Below are 17,399 nucleotides of genomic sequence, written 5' to 3' on the forward strand. Positions count from 1 at the left end.
CTGGTTGTGCTGCTAATCGTTAGGAGTTTACCGTTGTAAAGGGTTTCGGTAACCGGTATGGGTAATAATGCGTTTTCTGATTGTTCCATGTGCGCCACTTATGCCTATAACCCAATTAGAGTACACCATGAAACCCATTTAGAATACACCTAATTGAGGTTTATTATCGTTGTTTGATTTTTGTAAAATACATAAAGATAGCTTTTTAAATCCTTTCGAAACTTGAACTTAAATTCTTTTTGTAGGTGAAAATTTTACCCACTCGGCATACACCGCTGGTTATTTTTTGCACCCACTCGGCATACACTCCCCCCAAAATGCACAACCCAATTAGAATACACTTTAGTATTTTAGAGAGCCAAAGCTCAGGTATCGAGATCAGTTTTATTGAGCTGTGAGTAACTGTGGCATAGTCTGTGAAACGCCGCATTTGCGATAAACGATTAAGCGCTTGATTTTTAATAAATTATATTTGTAGCTTTGTTCTGTGCAAAAACAAGCAGATTTACCCAATTAGCATACACCGTTTACCCAATTAGAATACACCGCCAACCCAATTAGCATACACCGTTTACCCAATTAGAATACACCGTTTACCCAATTAGAATACACCGACCTCCTTTGTAAGCCTTGGTATGCTTGGGCTACAGCGATTCTTGGATCTCTTAGGATCTCTTAGGATCTTAAAAGATGGATCTTATTGGATCTGAGCTGTGCAAAACTTTTCAATTTTACGGAATAAGAACCCCTCCTGGGGGCTTTGCCCCCGCCGGCCCTTCCCCTCGCTTCGCTCGTTTCCGGCGCCCCCCAAAAGCAGCGGCTGCGCCGCGACCAAGGGCTTCGCCCTAGTTCGCCTAAAGGCTCCACCCTTACCCCAAAATGCCTCGCCATTTCCTGCCCTTGGCAGGGGCGAGATCTAAAAGCACCGCTGTAGGTAAATTTTGTCTTCGACCGTTTAACAATCTCAGTGCGGATAGCCGGTTACCCTGCGGGGCTAGTTCGCTTCGCTCACGGTCTAGCAGAAAGATAAAGCGAAAATCGACAGGAAGACTCCTAAATCAAGATTTATGGCATTTTTTCTTAAAATGGCAATCGTTCTATCAATATCAAAATAACGATGCTTAAAACGCTTCCTAGGCGTTTATAAATCGAAAAAATAAGAAGAAGCCCTTAAAACACCGGCGCGGAGGGTTTGTGGTTTTTCTTTGCCGCTGAGCGAATGCCGGCTAGCGAAGTCTGCCGGTATGCGTGAAGTGGCAGGCTTGGGTAAGTTGAAAAAGTTACTAAATCAAATGCCATAAAGAAGCCAACGTAGAGGGGGTATGTCACTCCATTTTAAGGGAGTGACATACCCCCAGGTGTGCTCCTCATGCGGGGGATGTTGGCTTCTTTTGGCATTTTAAGCGCGTGATAGCGGCCGCCGCTATTGCGTGCGAATTTGGCTTGCGGTAAAGTGACATTTCTTCCAGCGCATCTCTCGATGCTTCAATATTTCCCCTTAAGAAAAACCTTTTTTGCTCCCGTCCAACAGGACGTTTGTAGGATCACTGACTAGCACTCAGACTTGATGGCGGCGCTCAACAGAGACGCATCATTTGTGGCAATTGCCCTTAGCAACACTTGCTCAATACCCTCGTGGGTTCTTACCTGTTCTCGGCAGTAGGAACGAGCATTAACACTAAACTGACTTCCGAAATGGCCGCCTAGCGAATGCTGCAGGCCTATGTGTTACTAATCCGCCAGAGCAAACTCTTTTCCATTGTTAATGCGCCTATTTGGCGCATTCCCCTTTTTTGAATTTGTTACTTTTTCAAGGGGCTTTATGGCTTTCACTTTCTTTTTTCAGGCCAATAAATTTTTGAAGCAACACTGCGCCTGTTCATTCGCAACGAAATCGGAGCGGATTAAAACGATCCGTTTAGTCGATAAGCAATTGAGAGAATTAGGTTTTAAAAATCTGCAGTTGAAAGGGCTAAAGCCAAAACATATTGATGCACTGTTGCAAAAATGGCAGGCGGAAAACTTGTCTGCAGGGACAATTAAAAACCGGATGGTGCATATCCGTTGGCTAACCGAAAAAATAGGTAAAAAGGGCGTGATATCGCCGTCAAATTCGGATTTAGGGATCGATAAACGGGTGTATGTCACCAATGAAAATAAGGGAAAAACGCTTACCGAAGCCCAACTTAATGCGGTGTCCGATCCGTATATAAAAATGTCGCTACAGCTTCAAGCCGCGTTTGGCTTAAGGCGCGAGGAAGCGATGAAGATTATTGTTGATAAGGCCGTTCAAGGCGATCGTTTGCTGTTGGATGCGTCTTGGTGCAAAGGCGGTAGAGATCGCGCGATCCCAATTTTGACGGACGAACAGCGCCAACTATTAACACAAGCGAGCACGTTAACCCGTGGCCGTTCGCTCATTCCGCCGCAGTTAATGTATGTGCAGCAAATGAAACGCTACGAAAATACCTGCCTTAAGATTGGCCTCGATCGGGCGCATGGCTTGCGTCACCGCTACGCGCAGCAGCGCTATGTCGCGTTAACCGGTTTCGAATGTCACGCAGTATCTGGGGTCGCGGCAAGAAGGCTGTCAGAGGCGCACAGGGCGCTAGATAAAATGGCAAGGGCAATCATTACGCAGGAGTTAGGCCATGGCCGGTTGCCGGTCACGGCTGTTTATCTGGGTTCTTAGTGCTGCTACTATCAACTCAGTGCAATATCCAATCGGGAGGCGGGCGCCATGAGTACCATTCAGATTATCGGTTTTTTTCTTATTCTCGCGACCTTTGGCACGCTGATCTATTCGGGATACTTGTTATATACCCATAGCAGCTTACCTGATCAGTCTGGTAAGCCTCGTCAGCGTGGTAAAAAGCGTTAGTGCTTTTTTTCCTTCACTAACATATCGCTGGCGCTGTCATATACCCAATGCTCATTGGGGTCGAGTTGATGTTTTCCTAACACATTCGCAGCCCGAACGAGCCAGTCCTGTACCTCGGGGGAATCCATTGTGTGATGACCTGGGAGCGCCAGTAACGCTGCTTTTAACGCTTGCTCTTCAGGAGTGAGTGCCATGTTAAATCCTCTTCATTTGGTCACGATATTATCTTCATCTCGTCACGGTAGTCGTCACTTGATTTTGTTACATTTTCAATGTATATTGATTTTGTAACTTAATCAAGGGTGACGTTTATGACAGAACAATCCAAGTCAAATAACCATGGTGGCGCTCGCCCTGGTGCGGGTCGTAAAACCAAGTATGAAAAGACAGTAGTGATGCGGGTGCCTGAGAAATATCAAGAGGTGATCAAAGCGCTGATCACCCACTTAGACGATACAGCTTACCTGAACAGCCATTATAAAAACGGGCAGGGATCTGAGCCGGTGTATCTGCGTTCGCTCGATGACAATAAGCAGAATATTACCTTTAAAACCATGCCATTCTAAGGAATGACTACACTTTTTTACCCCGTGAAACTGCGATATTAATCGTCATCAATTTTTTGCAATGCAAAAATTTAGGGCTAAATGGGTGTGCCGTATTTGCCGTTTTTTAGCATCATTTTCGAGAGATAATTTTGCAATGCAAAAAAACGTGAGCATGATTTCAGCATTAACGGTCATTTATGAGCGGCAAAATTACCCCTTTAGATAAGTATTTTTATCTTAGCGTAAGGGCAATTTGCATTGCTCCTTCATTGGGGGATTGTTAACATTAACAGCGCGGAAGAACATAAACTGAGCAGAGGTATATTATGAGTGAGCTACAACTATGGTCTATCTTAGTCATGTTCGTGACACTCGGTTTAGTCATCGCATCCGGAGTGGTCTTATACAAAGGCTTTAAAGAATAGTTCTAACTCAATCTGTATTAATTCCCCCAACGCTTAAACTTGGCGTTCATTTCGTTTTCTGACACAAAATCACCGGCATCCGCTTCACATAGCGCGATATGGATTTCAGCTATTTGCCACGCTTCCTGATCTAGATAATCCTGAATCGCTTGCTTGGTCAGCCAAGATGCCGTTCTATCGGTTAACTGATCAAGCTGTACTCGCTTTTGTTCTATTCCATCAGATAATAGTACTGACATGATTCTTATTGCAAACCTCAACATAGAAGATATAAACCGACATTACACCGATTGGGCTCCAATTGTCATGTTGTGCTTATTGCTAAACTAAGTTTGATTTAGTTTCAAAATCAATTTCTGCTTAGATATTTATCTAATAAAATTAGGCCTAACAGTATCATATTACGGACTGAGACATTGAGACGTGTTGATTATCCCGTGTAGGATGTAGAGCATGGAAGGTATATAGCCAGTATATAGCGCGTATTTACCACTGATATACAACGGCTTTTCATCGTATTATTCAGGTTTATAGCGTTTTTTGGAGGGTTTAGCTTTTACGTACTGAAACCGCTAAATAACCGTAAAAAACATGGATAAATGCGGAATATAATACTGGGCAGGATGTGTGAAGTAGGCCTACCTTGATAAATCAGGTTGCCCTATTCACTTGGATATATTCACTCCATTCTGGTGCTCAATTTCTTCCCTGTGATAATTGAATCAAGCAACCTCAATTATTGAAAAAGTTACAAAATCAAGGTGGTGAATAGTGAATAACAAAGTTAAAGGTATTCCATTTGCAGAAGTTAAAGCTGCGGCGCTCGCCAATCCTGCCGTTCTTGAGGTTTACTTGCGTGAACAAGCTGCAGTATCAAATCGAGTCGATGTTGAAATATTCATTACTAGGCTAATGACAGCATTAAGTGATCTTCCTAAGAAGGATATTGAGGTATGTGATTTGGCTAATGAGATCGGCATAGCTATTGCCTCATTAGCGGGTAGTGAAAAGTCTATCGAAAGAGAGTGCCTTAGTGGGATTAAGCATGGCTTTTCAATGGTTAGATAAGCATAAATTGTGGTCGAGAGGTTTTTTTAATGGATAAAGCATCGTTGAATACGTTTTGGGCCCATGCGTTACCGTGTGTGATCATCTCATCTTGTATGCTGGGTTTTGCCTGGCTTGCGATTCAGGAGTCAGATGTCATCCTATCGAGCAACTATCTTGTGGCGGCCTCCGTTTCGTTTACTTTTACGCTGATAGGCTATTGGGGCTATTGTAAATATTTCGCTTCAAAAAAGCCGCACAGTGCATTTTATGCAGTTGTTTATACTGTATTATTTCCATTTTTTTATCTGCCAAGCACTTTTTTTAGAAGACGTAAATAATTTTGCAATGCAAATTTATTCCTTGGAGTTAAATTGTTTTAAATTAATTGATTTTAAACGCTTTATTTTGGTCAATTTTTTAACAGTTTAATATTTTAACTTGGTTATATTATGTTTAAGAAAATTGAAAAAAGTCCTAAGGCCTCTGCCATATTTTATGGTGCAGTCAGTTCAATTATTGCTTCTGCTATTTTGAGTGGAGCTCCGTTTCTATGGGATTGGTTAACAGCATCCACGCTTGGTGTACTCATTGATTTTGTTAATGGGTGCTACATTCGGGCGGCGACATTGGAAGCTGTTAACTACTCATTTTTTGTTCTAACAGCAATGTTTGTAGTTTTTGTTGTACTTTGTTTTGAAATTTTAGGGAGGATTAAGAAAAAGATTTTTGAAAAAGAAGCTGAAACAGAGAAAAAAGATTTACCTTTATGGATGAAAAAGGGCGTCTATATCTTTTTCCAGACGATCACGATCCCATCAATATTGTACGGTCTTATCCAAATATCTGGTGAGGTGATTGTTCTAAACACCATTACTGACTTCAAGCAGCATATGCTCATTGTTACGCCTTATATTGAGAGAGAAGATAAGGATATGTTGCTTTCGCAGTGGTCACAAATCAGAACTATGGAAGATTATAATAAGGTTTATGAAAGACTTATTGATGTGGCAAATAAGAATGATCTTAAGCTTTATAAGAACCGCATGTATTGATATGAATAGTTGCTGCCGAAAAAAAATGTGTGGTGGCATTTTTGTGAGTAAAGGTGCCAATCAGGTCTGGCACCGTTTCCCATAACAGTTTCTACCTACGATGGCATTGAGCGCCAGTGAGAGCAGACTTGCTCCCAGCGCCCATAGCGATACCGTGGATAGGTCGTCACATGAACTGATTTTTGCTTATTCATGCTTAGTCCTCCTAATCAATTAGGGAGGGTGCTCTTGTAATGTGAAACGACAATAGTTATGCTTTTAAAAAATCTTGCTGGATGTAATTGCATAACTTTGAGGCGTGAGCCCTCCAACTTAATGCCCAAAAATCAGTATCTAGTAAATACTTGATTTCACGTTTCACGAAAATAGGCAATAGATTTTCTATTGCCTATTTTTCTTTTCTAACACCTTTAAATGGTGTTTTGTCAGATGTCTTCACATCAATGAACTGCCCCGTCTCTGAATCTCGCTTAACCCAATGTCCGCTTGGAGTTTGAGTTTGAGATCTATTTCGCACCGCTCCATGACGACGGTTATCACCCGATGTTCCATTAGTAGCCATATGGCACCTCCATTAAAAATTAAATATCTACATTTAGTGTTTTTGAACGCATTTATACCTGTATATAGTGCTATTGATTAAAATGCGATCTACCACGTATAATAATCGTACTTGGCAACATGATCAAGTGTTTTTGGTAGATTGCGATAGTGTCTTTGCGGTGAGGCTTTTTGTAGGTATGATTAATGAAGATAATTCTTAAGTGCTTGGAGAAATGCTCTTGAAAAATATATATAAATTTAGCCACATAGTGGAGAAAGAGGGGATTCAAGTTGCAGAGAGATTGGCATACATCGACTTTCTGCTTCAATTTAAGGGGAGTTTTAGTCGTTCAGATTTAACAGCATTTTTTGGGTTAAAAGATGCCGCGGTCTCAAACCTAGTAGGTAAATATAGAGAGCATCGATCAAAAAATGTGTTTTATGATCGTAAGGCTGGGAAAAACGTTATCAACGTTGAATGCTTTGAACCCCTTGTTGAACTCGATTCCGAAACTGCACTCGGGATGCTTGGTAATGGATTTAATAAAAACAAGTTACAAGATAGTCCTATAGTCCCATACGAGAGAATAGGAGTGTCCCCAAAAAAACTTGATGTAACATTAGTAAGTAAAATTTCCAGAGCAATTTGTAATAATTCGGGTGTTATCTGTTGCTATCGTTCTGGCTCTAGCTCGAACCATGCGTCTAGGATTCTTTTTCCGACAGCTATTTTTTTTGATGGAATGTCCTGGATGTTTCGGGCTTATCATCGTGGCGATATCGCTGGCGCTAATGAATTTAAGTGTTTTGACTTTGCTCGCCTACAGTCAGTCGATGAGTCTGCTTTAGTTGCTGATATACATGAAAGATTGGAAAAAGATGCTGACTGGCATATTACCACTCCTATTCATTTAGAATTGCATCCGACACTCAGTGAATCAAATAAAGCAGCTACTCGAATTGAATTTGGCATAGATGATGATAGTGATGAATTGATCATAAATGTAAAAGCCGTTCTGTTTTATTTCATTGCGAAATATTGGAGGATTGATGTTAGCACTGAAGCTGACAATACTCATTCTTATGCTCTTCAAAACTATTATAAATTTCACTTAAAGAACAGAAAAACTCTAGAACACTTACATTGTATGGAGAATGTGTTTAAAGGTACCAAATAGGCCTATCTTAACTAAGTGTTAAAGGACGTAAAATGGCAAACTATAAGAAAGTCGCAGAGTGGATGCTCACCCAATTTCAAGGTCGAATGCTTTATCAGGAAGAGATAGTCTGGAGAATGAAGAACGAATTTGGGAATGAGTACGTCTATACAAACGATAATGGAAATTACGCCATAGACAAAAAGGTTTTGGCTGAATTTCGAAAGTTAACTGAGGGAAAAGTAACGTGGTCTCGAGGAGAAAAAGCCTGGACTATGGAGCGTGAAGGGCAAACATTCGAAAGCCGACAAGAAGATTGATCCTCTTGTGAAAATGCATACTTTTTAGATTAAAGTGTTGATTAGATAACCTGTTTTGAAATCGTACTGCCACTAATAAAATGTTGAACTTAATCTAAACATTAAGGAGTAGAAAATGAAATTTCAAGGAGCTGTAATCTTGGAGCAAGGCGTTACCTTTGCAATAGTTGTTGTAAAAAAATCAGTTTTATCTAGTTCTACAAAGGCAAATGAAGTACGCGACAGTTTCCAGCCATACTTCCCAGGTTCCCCGTTGGTTCTTGCTGCGCAAGATGCTTTTGGTCGCTTTGAGTATCAAGGTAGAAAAGACCTAGTAAATTTTTTAGCTAATTTGCATCCAAGCCAGATTCCATGGAGTGAATACACTACTTCGTGATAATTATTTATAACAAGCAAACGCTGCTGATGCTCCGCATCGCAGCTTTTGGAATTTCACTGTAATTCAGCAGAATGTTTAAGCCTGCCAGTAAAAAATGTGATGGAACAATACAATGACTAGGTTTGTCAATTTAACTCTTACAAAGCAAGTAATTATATTAGATTGATAAGGAGGGAAGTCACCCCAAGAATAGAAACTTTATTGCTATCAGACAATTAGAACAAAAGACTAACGCGCTTTTATCCAAAAAATTAGCCAGTGAATCATTCTAAGACAGACTGATTAACTGAGTCAGGCTTGCCTATTTTCGTTCTCCGGCGGGATGATTTTTCTAGAAGCTTCTATCACATTGATCAGACTTAAGGTTTTTTGTTATAAATCAGATGTTTAATTTTTTGTTTTTCGCGAGTTGTAACCCCAAATTTTGCCCGTGAATCACTCTGTACCAGACTGATTCACCTAAGCCCCTAAAACCCGTCCCAATCCTCCGTTTGCTGCTATTCTGGGGCGTTTTTTTCCCTTAAGATGAATCAAATCTCTAGAGAACTGATTCAAACCCATGCAAAACCCCGATATTGCCCCTGAAATGCGCCTGTTTACGCCCGATGGTGAGCGGTTGTATTTAACTACGGAAGAACGGCGGCGCTTTCTCGATGCCAGCGCCTTAGAATCGCCCAGTGAGCGGATGTTTTGCCATGTGCTGCATTACACCGGTTGCCGCCCGTCTGAGGCATTAGCAATCTCGGCCAAGCATGTGATGGTGGAGGATGCGGCAATCGTTATTCGCTCCCTTAAGAAGCATAAAACCGATCCGCATGGCCGGCTGAAGCAAGCGCAGTATCGCAGCGTGCCAGTGCCGCCGTTTTTGATTGAGCACTTGGATTTGGTATTTGGTCTGCGTGCGCAGCTACGCCGTGAGATGAACGCTGACAGTGTGTTATGGCCTATGAGTCGACCTACAGCTTATCGCTTGGTGAAGCGTGTCATGTATAGAGCGGGTATTGTGGGGGCACATGCGACCGGTAAAGGTCTACGGCATGGCTTTGGGGTGGCAATGGTCACTGCCAATCCGCCGGTGCCGCTACATGTGATTAGTCAACTCATGGGGCATAGCGACAGTAAAACCACGGAAATCTATCTGCAGGTGCTGAGTGAAGAACGGCATAGCTTAGTGATGAATGCCTGGGGATAAGTCGTTATTTTTTTGCAATGCAAAATTTTTCTGACGGTTTTAGGTGCAACGCGGTGTATATAGATTGGTTGTTTTTGAGTGAAATTGTGGTGTTTTATCGATCCCGTTTGACAGCATTTATTACTTTAATTTGTACAATGGAATCTGGACAATGAAAGCGTTACAAAGCTTGATGTGTCGCGCTCTAGGTGAAGTTTTTAATTTCACCTAGAGCGCAAAGGCGCGGGGGGGCAGGGGGAGTGCTCATGATGCGGAGAACACCCGCGCTGTTGTTTTACCCGAGTTGAAAATAACAGTAAAAATAAAGGAAAAGAGGGCTTGCCACGCATCAACGCCTAGTTTTGAGATGTAATAATGGTGCTTCTTATTGGAATGCCCCTTCAAAATTTACTATCTAAAAAATAGCGCCATGCTAATAAAATTAATTTTGAAAAAGTAACACATTCAAGTTGTTCGACTATTTTGTATAAGCAAAGTCCATATTTGGTCTATATTTAGTCTTTCTTTTTTGTCTGTGATATGATTATAACCATAGTCAATATGGCTATTTTATTCCCTATCAAGCAGCTAGGTACAAACCTATGAATATAGAAACAATCAGTTTTTTGAAGAAAAATGCTGCGAGCTTGCCACTCGATGAGCCGATGATTATTACTCAAAATGGTGTCCCTGCTTACGTTATCGAATCGGTAGCGGATAGAAATCGACGCGATGAAGCGATAGCTTTACTCAAGATGGTCAGTTTTGCGAAAAGTGATCAACAAAATGGACGCACAATGTCATCAAGTACTTTCAAGGAACGCTTGGCGGATCGTAAACTTGCTTTAAAGGATAAGTAGTATGTCTGTGGTGAAACTTGAATATACCAAGACATTTGAAGATACCGTAAATAGTGCCATATCTCACTATTCTCAGTGGAGTGAAGAGATTGCGGTGATCGATAGAATTGAGGCCGTTATTGATGCCTTTGAAGCATCCGTTACGCAAAATCCTCTTAGCCATTCACTATGCCAAGAGTTAGTTGAGCTTGGAGTTACTCAGGTCAGACATGCGATAAAAGAGGACTTCAGAATACTGTACGAAGTTAGCTACGTTAATGGCGAAGCCCTGATTACAGTGTTACTTTTTTTGAGCCAACGACAAAGTATACAGAATCAGTTGATCAATCATTGCTTGGTTTATAAGTAATATTCACTTATTTATGTATTTCAAATGTAATACATTTTTTGCGTTGCAAGATTATTACACTCTGTCGTTCATTAATTGGGATTGTTTTTAAGAGGAACGATATGAATACCTTATAATCCTTGACATAAAAGGTATTCGCAGAGCTACGATATGCTTAAGACTGAATAAAACACCATTAACAACCTGCTAAATAATGCCTATAATGAAAATGTAACATATTCAAGATTTATTATAGTAGTCAGTATGAAATTTTAAACTTAAATTAGTTACTGGAACCAATCAGTTTTTTATATGGACTTTAATAAGCAAGATATTCTTAAAAAAGTTTATTCTGTATATCATTAACTATGATCTACCAGTTTATATTTCTGGATTGTTGTGTGAATTTTGCATTTAAACATTTTTCTAAATTAAGCCACATAGCTTAAATAATCTTTAATAAGATATAGAATGTTGGATTTAATGAGGAGTGTTAACTACCATGAAAACCATGGTAGTTACAGAGTTAAGTATTTTCTGTTGTGATGAATCTATTTGAAGTGGGGAAAGTCGCGTTGCTCAAATAGGTTGATACATCCCTTGCTATATCCTCAGCAGTCTCTACTCTTTCTTTGCATTTTATAGCCCATCCTCTTCCTGGGTGTAATACATCCCATCTAGGCCTCATTCCATTATATCTTCCGCTTCCAGGATCATGATTACCAAATCCATCAATAATAGCATTCCATAGTGGAGAGTATCGGGCTATTAGTAAAGACTCGCCTAATGGAATCCATATATCGTCAACAACTAAGAAGCGACATGTAAAGTCTTCAATTTTAAGATTACTAGTAGAGCGGATACTTTCGGCATGTTCAGATAATCTAGAATAGAGAGCTTTACCTGTATAGTTTGATGTAGCACCCATTCCTTTTCTCGAGCCTGCAGGGACCGCTTTACCCACATATATTGGTGCCGTCATTATTCCATCTTTATTCCTTTTTGAAATCTCCTCATATTGGCGGAAATTTCCTGAATAGTAGATTGCATATATGCCTGCTCCACTAAAAGCGTTTAACTCACCAAGTTGATGGACTTGGCCTGTAAACATCGCTTCGGCAACACTTGCCCCTAGATTCTTTTTATCTAAAGGATTAAAAGGTATTATTTCTGCACTCATGCAACTCCTCTCCCTTTTGATTGCATGGATAATTCCTGCATTTTCGCAAGAATTAATCTTTCTGCAACACTTGCAGCTACGATTTTTCCTAACATCACAGGGACGGCATTGCCTAGCTGCCTCATCGTTTCGCTCCAAGAACCATGAAATAGATATCCGTCAGGAAAAGTTTGTATTCTTGCTGCTTCGCGAATAGTGAAGTAACGAACAGAACCATTTTCATGTACGAGCATATTTTCCCCTCCAGGTACACCATGAGCGCCTGCTTTGAGGGTTTTTGCTGGTAAATCTATAGGGCTTCCAGTATGCCCTGGATAGATTTTTGCTCCACTTTGAAAACGATGATTTGGGTAATTTTGTGCAGACTTTGATTGTGGATCTGGTAAGTCAGCAATAACATCCCTAATTGTTCTCCATGGGAGACTATTGCTATCATGATGATTTTTCTTTATTCGGTTTATTCTGTTAGTTAAATTTACTGGCATAGTAGGTGATGCTATACCATGACGACGCCAATAGTCGCCAGAAACCCATTGGTCAAATAGCAGGGAATCAAAGCTATGTGTCGCTTTTGGAAAGGACCATTCAATTTTTAAATCTGAGCGGAATCCTACGATAAAAACTCGCTCACGTTTTTGCGGTACACCATAATCAGCGGCATTAATTAGGGTTGGAACGACGTTGTAAGTTAGTGAGTTACAATTAGTACCATCTGATGATTTTTCTTTTTGTAATCGAGAAAAATGTTCTACCCAGTCTTCATTTTTCTTTTTATTGACTTCTGGATATGACAGCTGAAGTAGAATGTATTGATAGTAGTTTGCAAATGATGAGCGAGTTAAACCTTTAACATTTTCAATAATAAAAGCACGCGGACGTAGTTTTCTAACAATATCAACAGTTGCAGGGAACATATCTCTACTATCATCATGCGCTTGGTGTTTTCCTCCCATTGAGAAAGGTTGGCATGGAGGACCTCCTGCAATTAGATCTATCTCAGTTTTGAGCCCTTCCCAATCAAATGTGCGAACATCTCCTTCTTGTACATTCCAGTTTGCAACTATAGGGTAACCATTATTTTGGTTTTCTTTTATAGTGTCGCAAGCCCATTTATCCCACTCTACAATGGCTTGAGGTTTGAAACCTGCTAAGTGCACTCCCATTGCCAACCCACCGGCACCAGCGAAAAGTTCAACGCATTTCATTAGTCATTCCCTTAATAGGGTCTCCACACTTCTAGCTAAACTAGATGCTCAAAAATTAGGGGTATTATGACAGGTTAAGCTTATAATACCCATGAATACAGTAGAATTTAAATCAGTTTTGGCTGGTTAATTACTGATTGATTTACCATCCAGAGCTCTTATTGCCATAGCTTTGGTATGGCACCAAATCCTTTTTTAAGTTCATTTAGGTAAAGTACGATATCGGCAGCGGCCTCCAATTCGACTAAAGCGGGGCTTGCTTTCGTTTGTAGCTCTGGATATTCGTCATCCCCTAAATTTTCTGCTTCAACCACGGTATAGCGCCGATGACTTTCATCTTCCCGCTTTTCTACTGCAGCATGATCAACCCACAAAATGTAATAGACGCTATCAAGCTCAAAATGAAAACTTGGGCACATATCGTTGTCATCACTTTGATCAACTAAGAAGGGGTATTCGCTCAGCTTAAAGCCGAGTTCAAAAAGGTTTCCAAACGCTTTGAGATAGCTATTCATGGGACTTATACCAGTAGATATTTTGTTCATTATGAAATAATTTCGTTACTAAATCAAATTTATTGTATTTCAAATGAAGTTCATTTGTATTACATTTTTCGTATTTTTTATTATTTAATATATATTTTTCATAGAGTTATTTTTGTTTTTGTTTTTGTTTTTTGTTTTTTTCACGCAATGGGAATCTTGGTGTGACAGATCGTAATTTTTAAGTAACAGAATCAAGTTATTTGACTAGCAGTATCGAGATCCGTTCTAGTTTGTGATGATCATTGATATCGATTTTGGCTACTGGTTTGCTTAAATCTTGGTGGCAAAGTTGCCAGAACTTGCCATGTTCGACGAGATAATAACCCCTTGGGTTAAGATCCAATATACATAAATTCATGCACACGGAATCATTCACTAAAGTGCAAATTTGGTGGCAAGTCATACACAATCCTAGTAGTGATGTATTTCATATATCCACAATCCCCACTCAGCTTCATTAGCATGATGCACTACACAACCATCACAAAAAATGATTACATATTCGATTGGATCGTCAGTGCGAAAGCGGCCATCGAGCAAGTAAACGCGCCGATTGCTGTAAGGTGAAAAATGCACGTTGGTAACAGTCATTGCATCGGTGATGATGTGGTAAAACCGCTCCAAGCAAAAACGGCTAATATGCCATGAAAGTCTAATAGAAATGTGATCGCCAGCGCTGCGATAAGCGTGTGTTTATTTTCGGTCAAAAATACCTTCTATAAGGTTAGAACAGGATCGAAAACTGTGCTAAAAAACGTTCGTTAAATTCGAGAACTAGATGGAGATCTATAGAGTAGGTAAAGGATGTAGGTATGTTCATGTATTGCATTTGTAATACATTTTCAGGTCGAGGATGGGGCGTGGATTTGTTAGGATAATTGAGATATGATCAATATCAGAACCCAAGAGCTGTAACTCTTGGGCTCTGTAGTTGTGTTACTTCTTCTGTTTCAATACTTTAATAAATGCTGTTAGTGCATGTATTAAAGCGACAATATCAGTAAGTGATATTGGCATATAACCTCCAAAATGATTAGCCCATACCCAGCGTATGGGCTTCTTGTTTTTAATATTATCAAATGGTTATCGTGACAGTATAATTTATTTCACATTGAACAAATTATGCTCTAACACGTTTGTCTACTTGATGTCTCTAGCATACCTTAGCTATTGCTTCTCTTAAATCGAAATGCTCATCAACCTTTAAGTAAGCCACTTTTTCTCGATTAAATAACTATACATACACTCGCTAAATGTATTACATTTGTCCTACATTTTTAGTCGAGGGTGAACTGTGAAAACGCTAGCAGTGATAAATCAGAAGGGTGGTGTTGGTAAGACAACCACAGTGATCAACTTATCAGCGCAGTTAGCGCATGAAGGTAAACGGGTTCTAGTGATTGATTTAGATCCCCAAGCAAACCTAACGGTCGTGATGACAGGCGGCCAATACGAATTTGAACACTCGATCACCGATGTATTTGAGTCCTCGAAAAAGTGCCCTATTCAACAGGCCATCATGCCTGCTCAATCCAACGGTGAAGCTATCGCTAATCTGTGTATTTGCCCTACTGATATTCGCCTAAGCCGCGTGATTGAACAGAGCCTCACCAAAGTTCACCGTGAACGCATTCTGTTAAAGCAGCTTGAAGCTATTGCTAGCGACTTTGACATCGTGATCTTAGATTGCCCGCCTAACCTTAGCCTGACATCGGTTAACGCCATGATGGCCGCTGATATGTTCCTGATCCCCGTTGATGGAGGTTCATTCTCACTCAATGGTTTGGCTGATCTGCTCGATGCTTTAGAAGAAGTGAAAGAAACCGAGCAAGTGAATTATGCGGTATTCCGCAACGAATTTGCCAAAGCTAATAAGTTGATTAATAACTTCCTCGATGAGCAATTAGCCTCACTCGAAGGCAAAGTATTAGCGACGACGATTCGCCGTTCTGAGGATATTGGACAGGCCAGTGTATGTGGTCAAACTTTGCTGAGTTACAAGCCGAGTAGCCCCACGCTAACCGACTATAAGAGCCTGGCTAAAGAAGTCATGCAACGAATTAATGTATAACAAGTGTAATACATAATATGAGCAAATTAACTGGTGTTACTGGGCTAAGTAGACGTAGTTCTGCTAAAGAAACCCAAGAAAGTTCAAAGCCACAAGAAAAAATTACCACGGTTTCAACCCGCCGTAATATCACCACGGGTACGTCACCAATGCCGTTGCGATTAACGGAAAATGATAGAGCAGATCTGAATTTATGGCTGGAAGCCTTAGAGGCTGAATCGGGTAAGAATGTGACCGCGGCAAAGCTGTTCCGTGGCCTGATCAGCATGCGCGATAAGATCAACACCAAGGCGTTAATACGTTCGATTAATGATGTGACTTGATAATGAAACTGATAATTATCGTTATATTACTATTTGTCTGGGTGAAAGCTTGTAGTGATGAGCCTTGTGATGAACGTTGTGAATATGAAGCATGTTTAAAAACAAAGGAATGGCTAAAGGAAAATCATTCTGGCAATAAATATGCTGAAACAATGGAATGTGTTCGCCCACTACAATAGTTCAAGTGATGGGGCTACAGATATGGAGAACGTTAATATAAACCGTAGAGAGAATTTACACTCAGTTGTTAAAATTTTAGGAAGCCAAACAGAAGTAGCTAAAAAATTAAATCACGAGGTGTTAACTCAACCAATTTTAAGCTCAATAATTCGCGCAAAAAGGCCTATGCATGACCATGAGGCCCGTACCTTTGAAAGACAAATTGGAATTCCCGCATATTGGATGGATGAAAAATTTTTGATAAAAAATGGGTGGTCATTGATTAGAGAATACCAACGTTTAGATGATAATGGTAAGAATTTAATTAACAGATTCAGTGATTTTTTAAGAACAAAATCCTAGGGAAAACTGTCATGTAAATCCGTTCTTAAAATATTTGATTCAATACAAACTTGATAAAGTTACATTATCAAGATGTGTTCCTGTAATGCCAGTTGCTTATGCATCGTTTTTTCAACTTAACGTATAAAATGTTTTCAATGAAAACTCCGGTGTTCTTCTCCTTATAGTTTTCAATGAAAACAGTATTGGGAGGACTGCTATCATCAGAATGTTTTTGCTCAAGACTATAAATTTAATGGTTATGTTTTCAAAAGAGTGTACTTGTAATCGCTGCTTCTAGCTTTTTATAACGCTGATCAATCAGATAGTATTGCTCGCCGTTCTTCACTGCGAAGCTGCCGGACAGATAGCCAATCGATTCCAACTTTTTAATACCGGTCTTGATTTTTCGATTTGCTTCTTTTTTGGACGCCTCAAGCCTTAAACGCGCTCTAAGGCGCTCAAATGAAACGGGATGAGGATTCTCGGGTAAAGACGTGAAATACAAATACAGGCACTGTGCGACCTCTGCACGGGGCAATTTTTCGAGCACTTGCAGACTGACCAGCACCTGATAGTCTAATCCATACAGATCCCACAGGGTTTCATCGGCCATTAGCTCAACAATATCTGCTTCACCATCATACATGGACCGCAATAACATCCCCGTATGCACGGCCTTTTCAGTGTTCTTGCGTCTGAATGACAAACTTTGGCTTTGGATGCGCCCGAGTGAATCACCGATCTGTTTGCGGAGGTTTTTATCAAAGCGCCTGCTGGGATAACCACAGTATCTAGCAAACTCTGAAAACGTCAGTTTTACCGTGTTGGATGAGTAACCGTACTTAGTGAACGTCTGA

General features: G+C 40.3%; 22 protein-coding genes. 15 read left to right on the top strand and 7 right to left on the bottom strand.

The window, feature by feature from the left end; translation table 11 throughout:
• The first annotated feature begins 1,822 nt into the window (after positions 1-1,822).
• Both FW758_RS22585 and FW758_RS22590 read left to right on the top strand, forming a co-directional pair.
• Positions 1,823-2,692, top strand: a complete 870-nt coding sequence (locus tag FW758_RS22585) for a phage integrase N-terminal domain-containing protein (protein ID WP_446446593.1) — start codon at positions 1,823-1,825, stop codon at positions 2,690-2,692.
• A gap of 48 nt (positions 2,693-2,740) precedes the next feature.
• Positions 2,741-2,881, top strand: a complete 141-nt coding sequence (locus FW758_RS22590) for a hypothetical protein (RefSeq protein ID WP_446446594.1) — start codon at positions 2,741-2,743, stop codon at positions 2,879-2,881.
• On the opposite strand, the gene FW758_RS22595 is transcribed toward FW758_RS22590, so the two are convergent.
• Positions 2,878-3,075, bottom strand: coding sequence for a hypothetical protein (locus tag FW758_RS22595; RefSeq protein WP_259522138.1), 198 nt, complete (start codon positions 3,073-3,075; stop codon positions 2,878-2,880). The genes FW758_RS22590 and FW758_RS22595 overlap by 4 nt on opposite strands.
• A 117-nt stretch (positions 3,076-3,192) precedes the next feature.
• Between FW758_RS22595 and FW758_RS22600 the strand changes: the two genes are divergently transcribed.
• Positions 3,193-3,447: a hypothetical protein gene (locus FW758_RS22600; RefSeq protein ID WP_259216245.1), complete on the top strand. Its 255-nt coding sequence runs from the start codon at positions 3,193-3,195 to the stop codon at positions 3,445-3,447.
• A 424-nt stretch (positions 3,448-3,871) separates the two neighbouring features.
• Here FW758_RS22600 and FW758_RS22605 read toward each other — a convergent pair whose 3' ends face one another.
• Positions 3,872-4,093, bottom strand: a complete 222-nt coding sequence (locus FW758_RS22605; protein WP_446446595.1) for a CopG family ribbon-helix-helix protein — start codon at positions 4,091-4,093, stop codon at positions 3,872-3,874.
• Between the two features lie 532 nt (positions 4,094-4,625).
• Between FW758_RS22605 and FW758_RS22610 the strand changes: the two genes are divergently transcribed.
• From FW758_RS22610 to FW758_RS22620, 3 genes are all read left to right on the top strand, one after another.
• Positions 4,626-4,922: a hypothetical protein gene (locus tag FW758_RS22610; protein WP_446446596.1), complete on the top strand. Its 297-nt coding sequence runs from the start codon at positions 4,626-4,628 to the stop codon at positions 4,920-4,922.
• Between the two features lie 29 nt (positions 4,923-4,951).
• Positions 4,952-5,242: a hypothetical protein gene (locus FW758_RS22615; protein ID WP_446446597.1), complete on the top strand. Its 291-nt coding sequence runs from the start codon at positions 4,952-4,954 to the stop codon at positions 5,240-5,242.
• A 111-nt stretch (positions 5,243-5,353) separates the two neighbouring features.
• The gene (locus FW758_RS22620) at positions 5,354-5,956 is read left to right on the top strand and encodes a hypothetical protein (RefSeq protein ID WP_446446598.1); all 603 of its coding nucleotides are present in this window, start codon (positions 5,354-5,356) and stop codon (positions 5,954-5,956) included.
• Between the two features lie 388 nt (positions 5,957-6,344).
• Here the strand turns inward: FW758_RS22620 and FW758_RS22625 are convergent, their stop codons facing one another.
• Positions 6,345-6,518 (bottom strand): hypothetical protein, encoded by a 174-nt coding sequence (locus FW758_RS22625; protein WP_172481178.1) that lies wholly within the window; start codon positions 6,516-6,518, stop codon positions 6,345-6,347.
• A gap of 220 nt (positions 6,519-6,738) precedes the next feature.
• Here FW758_RS22625 and FW758_RS22630 point away from each other — a divergent pair, with 220 nt between their 5' ends.
• The 6 genes from FW758_RS22630 to FW758_RS22655 all read left to right on the top strand — a co-directional run bounded on the left by FW758_RS22630 (position 6,739) and on the right by FW758_RS22655 (position 10,735).
• On the top strand, positions 6,739-7,677 hold the full coding sequence (locus tag FW758_RS22630; RefSeq protein WP_446446599.1) for a WYL domain-containing protein: 939 nt from the start codon (positions 6,739-6,741) through the stop codon (positions 7,675-7,677).
• A gap of 32 nt (positions 7,678-7,709) precedes the next feature.
• Positions 7,710-7,976, top strand: a complete 267-nt coding sequence (locus FW758_RS22635; RefSeq protein WP_446446600.1) for a DUF6953 family protein — start codon at positions 7,710-7,712, stop codon at positions 7,974-7,976.
• 115 nt (positions 7,977-8,091) lie between these two features.
• Positions 8,092-8,352: a hypothetical protein gene (locus FW758_RS22640; RefSeq protein WP_446446601.1), complete on the top strand. Its 261-nt coding sequence runs from the start codon at positions 8,092-8,094 to the stop codon at positions 8,350-8,352.
• A gap of 562 nt (positions 8,353-8,914) precedes the next feature.
• Entirely contained in the window at positions 8,915-9,547 is a 633-nt protein-coding gene (locus FW758_RS22645; protein WP_446446602.1) for a tyrosine-type recombinase/integrase, read from the top strand.
• A gap of 581 nt (positions 9,548-10,128) precedes the next feature.
• The gene (locus FW758_RS22650) at positions 10,129-10,386 is read left to right on the top strand and encodes a type II toxin-antitoxin system Phd/YefM family antitoxin (protein WP_259522149.1); all 258 of its coding nucleotides are present in this window, start codon (positions 10,129-10,131) and stop codon (positions 10,384-10,386) included.
• Position 10,387: 1 nt separating this feature from the next.
• Positions 10,388-10,735 carry a type II toxin-antitoxin system RelE/ParE family toxin gene (locus FW758_RS22655; protein WP_446446603.1) on the top strand — a complete coding sequence of 116 codons (348 nt, stop codon included), beginning with the start codon at positions 10,388-10,390 and terminating at the stop codon, positions 10,733-10,735.
• A 505-nt stretch (positions 10,736-11,240) separates the two neighbouring features.
• Here the strand turns inward: FW758_RS22655 and FW758_RS22660 are convergent.
• The 3 genes from FW758_RS22660 to FW758_RS22670 all read right to left on the bottom strand — a co-directional run bounded on the left by FW758_RS22660 (position 11,241) and on the right by FW758_RS22670 (position 13,614).
• Complete coding sequence (locus FW758_RS22660; RefSeq protein ID WP_446446604.1) at positions 11,241-11,894, bottom strand: Eco29kI family restriction endonuclease; 654 nt, start codon at positions 11,892-11,894, stop codon at positions 11,241-11,243.
• Complete coding sequence (locus FW758_RS22665) at positions 11,891-13,099, bottom strand: DNA cytosine methyltransferase (protein ID WP_446446605.1); 1,209 nt, start codon at positions 13,097-13,099, stop codon at positions 11,891-11,893. Before FW758_RS22665 ends, FW758_RS22660 begins: the two co-directional genes overlap by 4 nt.
• Before the next feature lie 158 nt (positions 13,100-13,257).
• Positions 13,258-13,614, bottom strand: a complete 357-nt coding sequence (locus tag FW758_RS22670; RefSeq protein WP_446446606.1) for a hypothetical protein — start codon at positions 13,612-13,614, stop codon at positions 13,258-13,260.
• A gap of 1,324 nt (positions 13,615-14,938) precedes the next feature.
• Between FW758_RS22670 and FW758_RS22675 the strand changes: the two genes are divergently transcribed.
• The 3 genes from FW758_RS22675 (at position 14,939) to FW758_RS22685 (ending at position 16,560) form a co-directional block, all read left to right on the top strand.
• Complete coding sequence (locus FW758_RS22675) at positions 14,939-15,715, top strand: ParA family protein (RefSeq protein WP_259522147.1); 777 nt, start codon at positions 14,939-14,941, stop codon at positions 15,713-15,715.
• A 17-nt stretch (positions 15,716-15,732) separates the two neighbouring features.
• Positions 15,733-16,038, top strand: a complete 306-nt coding sequence (locus tag FW758_RS22680; protein WP_413491356.1) for a hypothetical protein — start codon at positions 15,733-15,735, stop codon at positions 16,036-16,038.
• 141 nt (positions 16,039-16,179) lie between these two features.
• Positions 16,180-16,560 carry a hypothetical protein gene (locus FW758_RS22685; RefSeq protein ID WP_446446607.1) on the top strand — a complete coding sequence of 127 codons (381 nt, stop codon included), beginning with the start codon at positions 16,180-16,182 and terminating at the stop codon, positions 16,558-16,560.
• Positions 16,561-16,807: 247 nt separating this feature from the next.
• Here the strand turns inward: FW758_RS22685 and FW758_RS22690 are convergent.
• The coding region (locus tag FW758_RS22690; RefSeq protein ID WP_446446608.1) for a RepB family plasmid replication initiator protein at positions 16,808-17,399 on the bottom strand (592 nt) is incomplete at its 5' end.

The sequence above is a fragment of the Shewanella sp. 1180_01 genome, from assembly GCF_052850535.1.

Excerpts from the sequence above, each read along its gene's own strand:
- FW758_RS22585 (WP_446446593.1), top strand. The coding sequence starts at position 1,823 with ATGGCTTTCACTTTCTTTTTTCAGGCCAATAAATTTTTGAAGCAACAC.
- FW758_RS22590 (WP_446446594.1), top strand. The coding sequence starts at position 2,741 with ATGAGTACCATTCAGATTATCGGTTTTTTTCTTATTCTCGCGACCTTT.
- FW758_RS22595 (WP_259522138.1), bottom strand. The coding sequence starts at position 3,075 with ATGGCACTCACTCCTGAAGAGCAAGCGTTAAAAGCAGCGTTACTGGCG.
- FW758_RS22600 (WP_259216245.1), top strand. The coding sequence starts at position 3,193 with ATGACAGAACAATCCAAGTCAAATAACCATGGTGGCGCTCGCCCTGGT.
- FW758_RS22605 (WP_446446595.1), bottom strand. The coding sequence starts at position 4,093 with ATGTCAGTACTATTATCTGATGGAATAGAACAAAAGCGAGTACAGCTT.
- FW758_RS22615 (WP_446446597.1), top strand. The coding sequence starts at position 4,952 with ATGGATAAAGCATCGTTGAATACGTTTTGGGCCCATGCGTTACCGTGT.
- FW758_RS22620 (WP_446446598.1), top strand. The coding sequence starts at position 5,354 with ATGTTTAAGAAAATTGAAAAAAGTCCTAAGGCCTCTGCCATATTTTAT.
- FW758_RS22625 (WP_172481178.1), bottom strand. The coding sequence starts at position 6,518 with ATGGCTACTAATGGAACATCGGGTGATAACCGTCGTCATGGAGCGGTG.
- FW758_RS22635 (WP_446446600.1), top strand. The coding sequence starts at position 7,710 with ATGGCAAACTATAAGAAAGTCGCAGAGTGGATGCTCACCCAATTTCAA.
- FW758_RS22640 (WP_446446601.1), top strand. The coding sequence starts at position 8,092 with ATGAAATTTCAAGGAGCTGTAATCTTGGAGCAAGGCGTTACCTTTGCA.
- FW758_RS22645 (WP_446446602.1), top strand. The coding sequence starts at position 8,915 with ATGCAAAACCCCGATATTGCCCCTGAAATGCGCCTGTTTACGCCCGAT.
- FW758_RS22650 (WP_259522149.1), top strand. The coding sequence starts at position 10,129 with ATGAATATAGAAACAATCAGTTTTTTGAAGAAAAATGCTGCGAGCTTG.
- FW758_RS22655 (WP_446446603.1), top strand. The coding sequence starts at position 10,388 with ATGTCTGTGGTGAAACTTGAATATACCAAGACATTTGAAGATACCGTA.
- FW758_RS22660 (WP_446446604.1), bottom strand. The coding sequence starts at position 11,894 with ATGAGTGCAGAAATAATACCTTTTAATCCTTTAGATAAAAAGAATCTA.
- FW758_RS22665 (WP_446446605.1), bottom strand. The coding sequence starts at position 13,099 with ATGAAATGCGTTGAACTTTTCGCTGGTGCCGGTGGGTTGGCAATGGGA.
- FW758_RS22670 (WP_446446606.1), bottom strand. The coding sequence starts at position 13,614 with ATGAATAGCTATCTCAAAGCGTTTGGAAACCTTTTTGAACTCGGCTTT.
- FW758_RS22680 (WP_413491356.1), top strand. The coding sequence starts at position 15,733 with ATGAGCAAATTAACTGGTGTTACTGGGCTAAGTAGACGTAGTTCTGCT.
- FW758_RS22685 (WP_446446607.1), top strand. The coding sequence starts at position 16,180 with ATGCTGAAACAATGGAATGTGTTCGCCCACTACAATAGTTCAAGTGAT.